At 33.4% G+C, this 13,013-nt stretch carries 14 protein-coding genes; 12 read left to right on the top strand and 2 right to left on the bottom strand.

Annotation, left to right across the window (positions count from 1 at the left end; genetic code table 11):
- Positions 1-6 precede the first annotated feature (6 nt).
- The 9 genes from gucD to MKY04_RS11290 all read left to right on the top strand — a co-directional run bounded on the left by gucD (position 7) and on the right by MKY04_RS11290 (position 8,161).
- On the top strand, positions 7-1,452 hold the full coding sequence (gene gucD, locus MKY04_RS11330) for an alpha-ketoglutaric semialdehyde dehydrogenase GucD (protein ID WP_126292594.1): 1,446 nt from the start codon (positions 7-9) through the stop codon (positions 1,450-1,452).
- Positions 1,453-1,467: 15 nt separating this feature from the next.
- Entirely contained in the window at positions 1,468-1,728 is a 261-nt protein-coding gene (locus tag MKY04_RS11325) for a dihydrodipicolinate synthase family protein (protein ID WP_346234407.1), read from the top strand.
- A 40-nt stretch (positions 1,729-1,768) separates the two neighbouring features.
- Positions 1,769-2,380, top strand: coding sequence for a dihydrodipicolinate synthase family protein (locus MKY04_RS11320; protein ID WP_346234406.1), 612 nt, complete (start codon positions 1,769-1,771; stop codon positions 2,378-2,380).
- Positions 2,377-3,339, top strand: coding sequence for a U32 family peptidase (locus MKY04_RS11315; protein WP_126292591.1), 963 nt, complete (start codon positions 2,377-2,379; stop codon positions 3,337-3,339). The genes MKY04_RS11320 and MKY04_RS11315 overlap by 4 nt, the downstream gene beginning before the upstream one ends.
- Positions 3,329-4,288, top strand: a complete 960-nt coding sequence (locus MKY04_RS11310; RefSeq protein WP_346234405.1) for a C-terminal binding protein — start codon at positions 3,329-3,331, stop codon at positions 4,286-4,288. The genes MKY04_RS11315 and MKY04_RS11310 overlap by 11 nt, the downstream gene beginning before the upstream one ends.
- A gap of 396 nt (positions 4,289-4,684) precedes the next feature.
- Positions 4,685-6,109 carry a DHA2 family efflux MFS transporter permease subunit gene (locus MKY04_RS11305; RefSeq protein ID WP_346234404.1) on the top strand — a complete coding sequence of 475 codons (1,425 nt, stop codon included), beginning with the start codon at positions 4,685-4,687 and terminating at the stop codon, positions 6,107-6,109.
- 128 nt (positions 6,110-6,237) lie between these two features.
- Positions 6,238-7,320, top strand: a complete 1,083-nt coding sequence (locus MKY04_RS11300; RefSeq protein ID WP_346234403.1) for a sorbosone dehydrogenase family protein — start codon at positions 6,238-6,240, stop codon at positions 7,318-7,320.
- Between the two features lie 56 nt (positions 7,321-7,376).
- A complete protein-coding gene (locus MKY04_RS11295) occupies positions 7,377-7,772 on the top strand; it encodes a metallophosphoesterase (RefSeq protein ID WP_346234402.1) in 396 nt (131 codons plus the stop codon).
- The gene (locus tag MKY04_RS11290) at positions 7,772-8,161 is read left to right on the top strand and encodes a hypothetical protein (RefSeq protein WP_346234401.1); all 390 of its coding nucleotides are present in this window, start codon (positions 7,772-7,774) and stop codon (positions 8,159-8,161) included. Before MKY04_RS11295 ends, MKY04_RS11290 begins: the two co-directional genes overlap by 1 nt.
- Positions 8,162-8,322: 161 nt before the next feature.
- On the opposite strand, the gene MKY04_RS11285 is transcribed toward MKY04_RS11290, so the two are convergent.
- Entirely contained in the window at positions 8,323-8,712 is a 390-nt protein-coding gene (locus tag MKY04_RS11285; protein WP_126292586.1) for an RDD family protein, read from the bottom strand.
- A 421-nt stretch (positions 8,713-9,133) separates the two neighbouring features.
- Here MKY04_RS11285 and MKY04_RS11280 point away from each other — a divergent pair, with 421 nt between their 5' ends.
- A complete protein-coding gene (locus MKY04_RS11280) occupies positions 9,134-9,592 on the top strand; it encodes a helix-turn-helix transcriptional regulator (protein ID WP_126292585.1) in 459 nt (152 codons plus the stop codon).
- 332 nt (positions 9,593-9,924) lie between these two features.
- Here MKY04_RS11280 and MKY04_RS11275 read toward each other — a convergent pair whose 3' ends face one another.
- A complete protein-coding gene (locus tag MKY04_RS11275) occupies positions 9,925-10,089 on the bottom strand; it encodes an aspartyl-phosphate phosphatase Spo0E family protein (protein WP_126292584.1) in 165 nt (54 codons plus the stop codon).
- Positions 10,090-10,671: 582 nt separating this feature from the next.
- On the opposite strand from MKY04_RS11275, the gene MKY04_RS11270 reads away from it, so the two are divergent.
- Positions 10,672-11,121 (top strand): SRPBCC family protein, encoded by a 450-nt coding sequence (locus tag MKY04_RS11270; protein ID WP_126292583.1) that lies wholly within the window; start codon positions 10,672-10,674, stop codon positions 11,119-11,121.
- Positions 11,122-11,347: 226 nt separating this feature from the next.
- Positions 11,348-12,868: a DEAD/DEAH box helicase gene (locus MKY04_RS11265; RefSeq protein WP_346234400.1), complete on the top strand. Its 1,521-nt coding sequence runs from the start codon at positions 11,348-11,350 to the stop codon at positions 12,866-12,868.
- Positions 12,869-13,013 lie beyond the last annotated feature (145 nt).

Genomic DNA, 13,013 nt, shown 5'->3' with positions numbered 1-13,013 from the left:
AATAGAATGGCAGATTTATTCTTAAATTATATTAACGGTGAGTGGCGAGAAAGTGGAAGCGGACAATTAATTGATAGCATTAACCCTGCAAATCGTGAGGTTATTGGGTCAGTGCAATCTTCTACAATAGAAGATGTTAATGATGCAATCCAAGCAGCAAATGATGCTAAAAAAAGTTGGCGTCAATTAGGACAATATAATCGGGGACAAATTTTGTATAAGGTTGCAGAAATACTTGAGAAAAATTTAGAAGATGTTGCACAAAACTTAACAAAAGAAATGGGAAAAACTCTTCCTGAAGCAATTGGTGAAACTCAAAGAGGCATTTCAATTTTAAAATACTATGCTTCCGAAGGTACACGTAAGGAAGGAGATGTGATTCCTTCTTCTGACAAAGATGCGTTGATGTTTACAAAACGAGTTCCATTAGGGGTAGTAGGCATTATTACACCATGGAATTTTCCAGTTGCTATTCCTATATGGAAAATTGCACCTGCTCTAGTCTATGGAAATACAGTGGTCTTTAAGCCTGCTTCAGAGGCAGCAGTTACTGCTGCTAAAATTGTGAAATGCTTTGATGAGGCTGGGCTGCCACCAGGTGTCCTGAATTTTATTACTGGCAGTGGATCAAAGGTTGGAGATGCACTTATCAATAGTAAAAATATTCATGGTATTACATTTACAGGTTCAGAAAATACAGGAGCTTTAGTAGCAAAAGCTGCATCTGCAAATGGCGTGAAGTATCAATTAGAAATGGGCGGTAAAAACCCTGTAATTGTATTAGATGATGCAAATCTAAATAGTGCAGTTAGTGCAGTATTAAGCGGTGCTTTCAAATCAACGGGTCAAAAATGTACTGCATCGAGCCGAGTAATCGTTCAATCAGGTATTTACGAACAATTTAAATCCGCCTTGCTTGAGGAGACAAGCAAAATTACAATCGGCGATGGATTATTAAGTGATACTTGGATGGGGCCTTGTGCAAGCGAAAGTCAATATAATACAGTTCTTGAATACATTCAAATTGGTAAAGATGAAGGTGCAAATGTTATTTTCGGTGGTAAACCAGTTGAAACATCTTCAAGTGGTTTCTATGTAGAGCCAACTATTTTTGAAAATGTAACTTCAAACATGAGAATAGCACAAGAAGAAATTTTTGGACCAGTGATTGCGTTAATCAAAGTTGATTCAACTGACGAAGCAGTAGAAGTTGCAAATGATACAAGATACGGACTAAGTGCCTCATTATTTACAACGAATATAGGTTCTGCATTAACTTTTATGGATGAAATTGAGGCTGGTTTAGTTCGAGTTAATGCTGAGAGTGCTGGAGTTGAGCTGCAGGCGCCATTTGGAGGGATGAAATCTTCAAGCAGTGGAACGCGTGAACAAGGGGAGGCTGCCAAGGAATTTTATACGTCAATTAAAACGGTATTTGTAAAAGCAGAGTAACGAGGAGATGCGAAAATGTTCAAAGGTATTATCCCACCTGTTGTTATCTTTTTTGATCAACAAGGAGAAATAGATTTTGATCTAAATAAAAAACATATGGATTACTTAATTGATTCAGGTGTTGACGGTGTTCTTTTATTAGGAAGCTCGTCAGAATTTTCATCTCTTACTTTATCTGAAAAAAAACAATATTTAGGTAATTTAATCCCTCATATTAATAATAGAATACCAGTTTTGGTTGGTGTGGGAAACACTGTATTAAAAGGAATCGATTGATTTAGCGAAATACGCTGAAAGTATTGGTGCACAAGGAATAATGGCAGTCAATCCTTATTATTGGAAACTATCAAATGAGCAGATGATTGAGTATTTTAGTGAAATCGCAAATGCTGTATCAATTGATACTTATTTATATAATATTCCACAATTAACAAAACAGGAGATTCCATTAGAAGTTATTACAGCATTAGTTGAAAGTCATAGGAATATTCGAGGTATTAAAGAGACTGTTGCTGATTTTGGTCGAATTCGTAAAGTGGTAAATGTAATTCAAGAAAGGTATTCAGGCTTTGCTGTTTTTACAGCATTTGACGAGCATCTTGTTAATGGTTATATGATTGGTGCTGCTGGAAGTATAAACGGTACTGCTAATTTTTTACCTGAAGTATCTGTAAATTTATTAAAAGCTTTACAAACAAGTGATTTTAATACAGTTCAAAAGCTGCATCGTCAACTATCATCGTTAATGGAAATTTACGATATTAATACATCATTATTTTCTACCTTTAAAGAAGGGGTATATTATCGATGGTTTAATGAGCAATCAACTGGTGTACGCAAACCATTTAGCATATATGAAAAGGAAACGCGGAAAAAAGTAGGAAAAATTATAGATTCAATTATTGAACAAGGGGTGTTTAATGAATGAATGAATCTCAAAAACTATTAGAAAAATTAGGTTATCCATATACAGATTTTACTGATTTGCCTTCTTCAAAAAAAAGATTTCCGGATGGTGCACAATATCGTATTGAATTGCCGAGTGTCGAAGGTCCACTGGCTTTAAAAGAAACATTAAAGGCGATTGATGAGTACAACTTAACAATACATCGAGTTTCACAAGGCAGTGGCATTATGCTGCAGACAGATGATGAAATAATTGAAATGTGTAGACTAACAGCTGAAAGAGGGATGGAGCTTAGTTTATTTGTTGGACCAAGAGGAACATGGGATATTAGCGCTGGGCCACTAACAGATGCAGGAAAATCCCAGGCTTTACGACATGAAGGTGCAAACCAGTTAGTATATGCCATGGAGGATTTAAAACGTGGTGCAGATTTAGGGTTGCGGGGTGCATTAATTGCTGATGAGGGACTGCTTCTAATGTCCAAAAAGATGAAAGAGGAAGGTTTACTACCTAAAGATTTCGTGGTAAAGGTTTCAGTTCAAATGGGTGCATGTAATCCGGTTTCAGTAAAACTAATGGAAGACATCGGGGCAGATACGTATAATGTTCCATCATCCTTGACTTTGCATAAATTAGCGGCCATACGACAAGTGGTTGATATACCAATTGATATTTACGTAGAGGTTCCTGATAACTTTGGTGGATTCCTCAGATACTATGAAATTCCGGAATTAATACGAGTATTAGCCCCTGTTTATATAAAATTTGGTCTTCGAAATCATCCGGATGTTTATCCTTCTGGACAACAGTGGGAAGCGATGAATTTAACATTAGTTCGTGAACGAGTACGCCGAGCTGCAATTGGTATGAATATTATTAAACGATATTGTCCTGATGCAGTAATGTCTGAACTAGGCGCAGAGGGGTTAGGAATTGCAAAAACTGAGATTAACAAAGGGAGTCTAAGTTATGGCATTTAAAGTTGTAATTACTGACTATGAATATCATGACCTGCTTATTGAAGAAGAAGTTTTTTCTAATTCACCATTAGAAATTGAATTTGTGAAGGCACAATGCAAAACATCGGCAGAGGTTATTGAAGTTTGCAGAGATGCAGATGGAATAATAAATCAATATGCACCTATTAATGCTGAGGTTCTTTCGAGTCTAGAAAATTGTAAAGTTATTTCAAGATATGGTGTAGGCGTTGATACTATTCATCTTCCAACAGCCCATGAAAAGGGAATTATCGTTGCAAATGTTCCTGATTATGGCATTGAAGAGGTGTCAAATCATACAGTGGCGCTTATGTTGGCATGGTCACGCAAAATTGTGCAGCTAAATGAAGCTGTGAAAAGTGGGAATTGGGACTTTAATATTGCAGCACCTATTTATCGCTTTAGCAATAAAATTTTTGGTGTATTAGGTTTTGGTAAAATTCCGCGCAGAGTTATTGAGAAAGTTAGTACATTTGGCTTTGAATTAGTAGGATACGATCCATTTGTTAGCAAAGAGGAGATGGCGAAATATCATGTAAAAAAACTTGAATTAGAAGAGATTATTCAAGTCTCAGACATTTTATCGATTCATGTTCCATTAAATGATAGTACGTACCATCTAATTAATAAAGAAAGTATTGCTAATATGAAGGATGGTGTATTAATTATTAATACCGCTCGTGGACCAATCATACAAGAATCTGCTTTAATTGAAGGTCTTAAAAGCGGGAAATTTGCTGGAGCTGCTCTGGATGTAACTGAAATCGAACCGCTCCCTTCCTCAAGTGAATTAATCAAATTTCCTAACGTTTATATTACGCCTCATAGTGCTTTCTATTCGGAAGAGGCAATTGTTGAACTGCGAACGAAAACGGCAAAAAACATTGTTCAAGTATTAGAGGGGAAATCAGTTGATTATTTAGTAAGATAAACACAATTCTGCTAATCCAAAGAGGATGGGACAAAACTAAAAGACGCCATTTTTCTTGATGAGAAAAATGACGTTTTTTTGCTAAGTTGAAAATTATCAGATTCTTATTAAGGATAAAAGCGAATTCTTACAAAAAATCCACTTATGTCCCAGCCCCTTTTGCGCCGAAAGCGAAGCGACAGGTACAAAAGGTAATTTAAAGTATTTTCATAAAAAGAAGACTGTCCCAGAAGTTTGTATATATAACATCTGGGACAGTCTCTTTTTTGGGCTTCTTTTTACTTTTGATAAATATATTATAATCTTAATAAAAAATTAATGTTGATAGACTATTCAAAATCATTTATTTCTGGTAAGTTGTATAACGAGACTTTTTTTGGAAAGAAAGGGAGTATAATGGAACAATTATATAAACAACGAAATAAGATTATTGCTGCGTTTATTATCGCAGCGTTTATCGGTTTATTTAACGAAACGGCTTTAAATATGGCTTTTGTTCAATTGGGAGTTGATTTTGGAAAAGAAACGTCCACTATTCAATGGCTTACAACAGGGTACTTATTAACACTTGGAATTCTAGTGCCAGTGTCTGCATTTTTAATGCAACGTTTTACAACGCGTCAATTGTTTACAGCGTCATTAGTATTTTCTATAGCTGGAACAATCATTTCCGGAATTGCACCGATTTTTAGTATTCTTTTTATCGGCAGAGTTGTGCAGGCTATCGGAGCTGCAATTATTATTCCGCTTATGATGAATGTCATGTTATTAATCTATCCAATTCATAAGCGTGGGGCTGCTATGGGAAAAATCGGACTTGTTATCGTATTTGCACCAGCAGTTGGGCCAACAATTGCAGGTGTCATACTAGACCGGCTATCATGGCATTGGATATTTTGGGTTGCACTACCATTTTTCTTCATTTCATTGTTTGTAGGTTTAAAATTCATTCAAAATGTAAATGAAGTAAAAAAAGTGAAATTTGATATTGTCTCATTTATTTTTTCATCAATTGGTTTTGGCGGCGTTGTTTATGGCTTTAGTATTTCTGGTGAACTTGGAACATTTGCTACTACAGAAGTATTAATTTCAATTATTGTAGGTGCTTTAGCGCTTATTATTTTTGTCATTCGCCAATTAAAATTAGATCAGCCAATGCTAAATTTACGTGTATTTAAATATCCAATGTATATACTTGGATTAATTATCGTATTAGTAGGCATGATGACAATATTATCCACAATGGTTATCCTGCCAATCTATTTGCAAAAGGTATTATTGTTGGCACCGGTTTTTGCTGGACTTATATTGTTGCCAGGCGGCATAATTAATGCCATCATGTCAGTTGTTGCTGGTAATCTATTTGATAAATTTGGACCAAAACAGATGGTGCCAGGGGGGTTGATTTTAGTAATTAGTTCCCTTTTTGTTTTACGTGGAATAGATGCTAATACTTCTTCCTATTTAATTATCGCATTACATATCATTTTGTTTGTAGGAATTTCGCTTGTCATGATGCCTGCTCAAACGAATGGTTTAAATGAATTACCACGCAATCTCTATGCAGATGGCACTGCAATAATGAATACATTGATGCAAGTAACGGGAGCAATAGGTACAGCAATTGCAGTAACAATTATGTCAATCAGCTCGTCTGATTCAAGTGGAAATGCAGTAAATGGCATGGTTGAAGGGGTTCAACATTCGATTACATTTGGATTAGTTATTGCTATTATAGCCTTCGTTTTATCTTTCTTTATAAAAAACGTTCGGGAAAGCAAATCAATAGAAGTGAAAAATTCTGTAAAGAATGTCCATTAGAAAAGGAGCTTGTTCAGAAAATTATTTCTGAACAGCTCCTATTTTATTTTAGAAATTTTACTTATTATGGAATCCTTTATAATTGTGAATACTGCTCATGTAACTATAAAAAAGGGGTATGATACAGGTTGAAACATTTTGTTTTATTTATGTCGATTACAATTTTTTTGACGGGCTGTTCTATTTTAAAACAAGAAGAATCCCAAGTCGTTTCTAAAAATAATACTATGATTAGTGTGAGTAAACCGATTGAAGGTCTTGAAGTCATGGGAGAGGAATTTAATATTCCTTGGTCAATTAATAAACATGAACAAACTTTTTATCTTTCAGAAAGACCAGGAACGATTGTAAAGATTGAAAACGGTGAGGCGGTTCGTCAGCAAGTTGACCTTAAAGAGGAGCTTGCAACAGCTGCTGAAGCAGGTTTATTAGGTTTTGTTCTAACACCTAATTTTTCTGAATCGAATGAGGCAATTGCTTACTATACGTATGTTGATAGTTCAGGACAATTTAATCGCATCGTTACTTTACGGTTAGATAATAATAGATGGAAGGAAGACCGTTTGCTTTTAGATAAAATTCCAAGTGGCCGTTATCACCATGGTGGAAGGCTTGAAATAGGGCCAGATGGAAAACTTTTTGCGACAACAGGCGATGCATTACAATCATCCATTGCACAAGACAGATCCTCCTTAGGTGGAAAAATATTAAGATTAAATCTCGATGGAACAATACCAAACGATAATCCTTTTCCAAATTCGTATGTATATAGTTATGGTCATCGTAACCCACAAGGTATTAGTTGGGCAGAAGATGGAGGAATGTATGCAAGTGAGCACGGAAATAATGCAAATGACGAAATAAACAAGATCGAACCAGGTCAAAATTTTGGTTGGCCAATTATTGAAGGATTAGAAAAACAAAATGGTATGGTTACACCATTGTTTACTTCCGGACAGAATGAAACATGGGCTCCATCAGGAATGGACTATTATAATGGCAAATTATATGTAGCTGCACTAAGAGGAAATGCTGTGCTGGAATTTAATTTAGAAACAGGTGAACAGCGTGAAATTATAACAGGGCTTGGTAGAATTCGAGATGTATTTATTGAGGATAATTTCCTTTATTTTATTAGTAATAATACTGACGGACGAGGAGAGCCGCAGCAAAATGACGATAAATTATATCGAGTACCTCTTCTAAATTAAATGACACAGAATCGAAGAAATATTTTGAAACCATAAGCAAAAAGGGAGACGATTTTTTGAGAATCGATGTAGGAAATGGGCTTGATTTTATTGGAGATATTCATGCTTGCTACGATGAGTTTCTTGAACTTCTATCAAAACTTGGTTATCAAAAAAATGATAATGGATTGTACACACATCCGAATGGTAGAAAAATTGTTTCATTAGGAGATGTGATGAGCAGGGGACCTGAATCGATTAAATGCATGATGTTTTTTTTAGAACATGTAAAAGCTGGACTTGCTTATATGATTGATAGTAACCATGGATGGAAAATTGCGCGCTGGCTTGATGGTAGAAAAGTACAACTTCGACATGGGGACGAAAATGTCGAAATTGAATTTATGGAATATGAAAAAAAGTATGGAAAGCAAAAAACGGAAACTTTAAAAAAAAATTCAAAACATTATTGATGGAATCACCTTCTCATTATATTTTTACACAAAATAATAAAGACAAGGTTGTTTGCACGCATGCAGGCATTAAAGATGAATATATAGGGAAAGAAAACTCGCAGATAAAGAATTTTTGCCGTTATGGCGATGTCTCGGGTATGGATGAAACAGGGAAACCTATTAGAAAAGACTGGTTTAAAGAACATAAAGGAGACTTACTTATTATTTGGGGGCATGACCCAAAGCCAGAGCCGTTAATTGTAAATAATACAATTAATATTGACCAAGGGGTTGTCTTTGGTGGTAAACTTACTGCTTATCGCTATCCAGAACAAGAATTTATCTTTGTAGAAGCAGCAAAAAACTATTCAGGCAGAGAGATAGATAATCCTATAAATAAGCATTGAGACAAAAAATGATAGGGACTTATTCAGAAAATGAATTTCTGAATAAGTCCCTATATTTGATGTGTAGCTTGTCCCAAAAAGGGTTTATTACTGTTTCGGTAAACCAATCCTCAATGATAAAATAGAGCCTCTCTAATAACTTTAGGGAAGTGCATTCTACTTTACACTTCCTTTACTATAGTACGAGCAACACGATCATGAGGTAGTATTGTTCCTTCATTTATCTCAAAGGATTCACGATTTTTAATATAATCAAAAGTACTAATAAAATCACGATAGAGCATACGTTTTGCAATTTGGCATGAAGATAAAGGTGTACCATCCTCATTTTCTAGTGCCAGTCCTAAAGCTTTATAGCCAACTGTTTGTCCATTTTTGCGCAGCTGGGCGTATTCGAGTCCCCACATGACAACGGTAGGAGTTACTAATGTATGAAAAGCTTCATTTTTTATCTTTTTACGTAATACATATTCAATCCCAGAAGCCACTACTGTTGAAATTACTTGGTCAATGATAAATGCCTTTGTGCGCTTTTTTGTTATAGATTTCATTAAAATCCTCCCTCATTTTCCTTTTCTATTATTATACGAACTTATTTAATTAATAGTTTCAAAGCATATTTTTATTTTAATTTAAAATACAGAAGTGTAATATTACTGAATACATTAGTCGTATTTGTGGGAGGCAATAGATTTTGACGTTGAATTAAGAAAAGATAGTTTTTAAGTGTAATTGTTTTATTGTTTCTATAAAGTAAAGGTATAAAAATGCAATTATCATATTAGCTCAACGATTTTTATGTATAAAAAACTTAAAATTGAGGTAATATCAAGTATGAACTTCAGGTGCTTTCTTACAATCCTTAAAAACGGCACTTCGTAACTTTTTAAAGAAAAATACGTCTAATTATTTAAAAATTATATTCGGATATGGAAATTACTGTATAATATGTGTGGTGAGGTGTTTTCAGCAATGGATAAAGATTTGATTATACAGATTACTTCAGAAAATTTAAAAGAGATTCGAACTGAAAATCAATATACACAAGAAAAAATGGCAGAAATTTTAGGAATAACGAAAAAAATGCTAGTACATATTGAAAAAGGCAAAACACTTTCCAATTGGACTACGGCAATAGCTATCTGTGCGTTATTTCGTGATAGTCCCACATTACATAAACAAATGGGTGCAGATCCAATGGAAATGATTGAACTAAGTATTTATGATGTCGATATAAAACCAATGAATAAGACTATGGGCGGTGTTATTTGGTGGAAAAGTGTAAAAAAACACCGAGGTTTTAAACTTCAGCAGCATACTTTAACAAAGCATTACCGAATTTTAGATGATGAGAACTATCGAGTAATTAGTACTTTTGATCAAAAAGTAGCAAAAGAAAAGTGGCTTGATATTGTAAGAAAATATAAATAGCATTTTAAAAGGAATTACATAGTACTACAAAAACTTGTTTATTTATAATAGAAACATTAAGAAATACTTAAAAGTTTTATGTCTAGAACTTTTAGGACATTTCTTTCGTTTCATTCAAATAAAATTAAAAAATTTAAATTTTTATGTTTAATTTAGATTCCTTAGGGTATATCAATAGTGCGAGCAATTTAGAAGTATTTGAAATTCATTCATCGTTGTTGTATTTAACAAATAATTTCATTTCAAAAAAAAAGTTAAGCAGATTTTACTCTTGCCTAACTGGGGTCATCGTCATAAGCGATATGTAAAGTATGAATATAAATTCCTCCTCTTTATGCTGCTTGATGAGAATAAATATTTAATAATGCATCTAGTTCTTGACTACAAGTTACAGTTTCAGGATGTGTAAAACCTAAATTATGTGCCTTTTTATACATATCTTTTCTTTTCATTTCAATTAATAGTTTTAATATTTGTTTATAAAATTTACTTTTCATCAGTTAATCCCCCATAATTTTGTATTATAGTAAATTTCCTACTAAAATTTGTAGTGGCTTTAGCTATTGTATACTAGAAAATATAAAAAAAATGTCGGTTTGTGGTTAAAAAGTATAAATTCACAAAATTGTCACAAATATAAGGAATTTTATGACCAAAATTATTTCTTGTTGTAAAATGAAAAAAATTTGTTCAGCCGAAGCCAATATTCATCGTAAAAGGTAAGACGAATGGAATATTCAAGACTTGTTTTAATAATTAAAATATCCTTATCATGATATTCCATTAATTGGCAAAGAGGCATCGACAAAACCTCGAAAATTGACGAGTTTTTTAGATTGATAGAAATGAACAAGTCGAGTAAATAACTGTTAAGTAGTTTGAAAATTTGAAAATTAAGGGATTGTATATAATATAAATATAATTTTTAATTAATTATAAGTTGAGATGTCTATGCTGCTAGGTAGTCTTTTTATTAAAAGGATTTTTTAGTGGTTTTCTTATTTTTTATGGGAAAAGTTTATTAGGTTACTTTACAGATTAATGGTTACAATTAGGGTATATGCTTCGGAGGTATTCGAATGAAGTCCTGGACAAAAGAAATTGTAATATCAGCGCCAATTGAACAAGTATGGAAGTATTTTGATGGCAATCTAGAGGATATGCAAAAAATTATGCCTCAGGTTGTAGCCCATGAACCAATTAAGCTAACAAAAGATAAGATTGGCAGTGTTTATCTGCAAAAATATCGCGAAGGTAAACAGTTACAAGAATATGAAGTAAAAACATTACAATATGAGAATGAGCCTAATTTTAAAAAGTTAAAAATAGAATTTAATCTTGCTAAAATGTTTGAAATAACTTCCCAATACGAGCTAAGAAAAATTAATGGCAATACAACACTTTTTAAATATATGACAACCAATCTGCCATTAAAATGGTTTTTAAAACCTATTGTAATGCTTGCATCTGATAAAGTAGTGATTCAATTTGTTGAAAGAGTGAAAAAAGTAGCCGAAGCTCAAAAATAGGAAGGAGAAGGCAGTCAAAGAAATTTGCTGCCATTTTTTATTTTGCGTTATTAATTTAGATGTTTTTTGATTGCGGACTGAGGATTTATACATAAGTAATAATACATATTTAAAATATGTCCTAGTTTTAATTGTTTTTTTTCGCAATACAAGTTTGAATTGATTTATTATTCATATGTTTATCATTTTTGGACAAAATAATAGGTACCAAAAGTGAGGTGACGTCATGATAATTGAAAGGTCGTCTAATTGGAGAGAAAATTTTATTGAACGATTTGACAATGATGGTCCGTGGGATAGCTGGACACTTTACAAAATGAGTTATGATATTGAAAAAATGAATTTAATTCCTGAATTTTCAGGACTTCAAGCTCCTAAATTTTTAACTAATTTGCAATTACTTCCTCACCAAGTAGAAGCTGCTCAAACTGTTATCGAAAAAATGAACGGCAAGGCGATACTAGCTGATGAGGTTGGACTTGGTAAAACAATTGAAGCTGGGTTAATTATGAAAGAATACATGATACGGGGGTTAGTGAAAAAAGCACTTATTCTTGTCCCTGCATCCTTGCAAAATCAGTGGGTAACTGAATTAAATGTACGTTTTTTTATTCCCGCAATTTCATATAGAAAAAATACTCCTATAGAACAATATGATGTCGTTGTAATGAGCATGGATACAGCCAAAAAAAGTCCACATAGGGAAAAAATCTACGAGCAAGATTACGACATGATTATTATTGACGAGGCACATAAATTAAAAAATCATAAAACACAAATCTATGAGTTTGTACAAAGTTTAAAGAAGAAGTTTTGTTTACTATTAACAGCCACGCCAATTCAAAACGATGTATTTGAAATATTTTATCTAGTATCATTGCTTAAACCAGGACATTTAGGAAATTATGAAACATTTCAATCATCATTCTCTACTACTAAAAACAGCGAAGATGAAAAATATTTAAAAGAACTTGTAAATCAAGTTATGGTTAGAAATCGAAGACAAGATACTGGAATTGAATGGACAAATCGCCAAGTGGAGACAATCCCAATTCAGTTTACTCAGGAAGAACGAGAAGTGTATGATATGCTCTATGAATTAAAATCGATATCATCCGTATTTTCTAGTTCTTTTACAATGGTTACTTTATTAAAGGAAATGTGTAGTAGTAAGGAAGCAACTTTCTTAACACTTAATAAAATGCTTCAAAAATGTATAACTAAGGAAGAGTCAGACTACATTGAAAAAATTATTGAAAAATTAATGAAGCTAGAAATCAATGCAAAAGCTGAAAAAACATATGAAATTATAAATAGAGCAAATGATAAAGTAATTATTTTTACAGAATACCGTGCAACACAAGTTTATTTACAATGGTATTTATATACAAAAGGGATTACGAGTGTTTTATTTAACGGTAAATTTAGTAAAAGTAAACGTGATTGGGTTAAACAATTGTTCAGAGAACGTGATCAAGTATTAATTGCTACTGAATCAGGTGGGGAAGGGATTAACCTTCAATTTTGCCACCATGTAATTAATTATGATTTGCCATGGAATCCGATGAAGCTGGAACAGCGTATTGGGCGTGTACACCGCCTAGGACAAGAGTCAGATGTCCACATTTATAATTTAGCAATTGAGGATACGATAGAACAAAAAATTCTCAGCCTATTAGGTGAAAAAATTGATGTCTTCGAAAAAGTCGTAGGAGATCTAGACGACATATTAACAAGAAAAGCGTAGACGTACGCTCTGCCACGAAAAGCGCTGGAGTTCCCGAATCGAAAACATTTTTTCCGTTTGCGACCGAGGGAACGAAGCGACGCGAGCGGCAAACGTGTGAAGCTAGACAGAAAATCATAGCACGATTCGTAACTAGGGAGAATTT

It is taken from the genome of Lysinibacillus telephonicus, assembly GCF_039654155.1.
Taxonomy (GTDB): Bacteria; Bacillota; Bacilli; order Bacillales_A; family Planococcaceae; genus Ureibacillus; species Ureibacillus telephonicus.
Note: the sequence above shows the minus strand (reverse complement) of the source record. Positions and strands in the feature narration are given on the sequence as shown.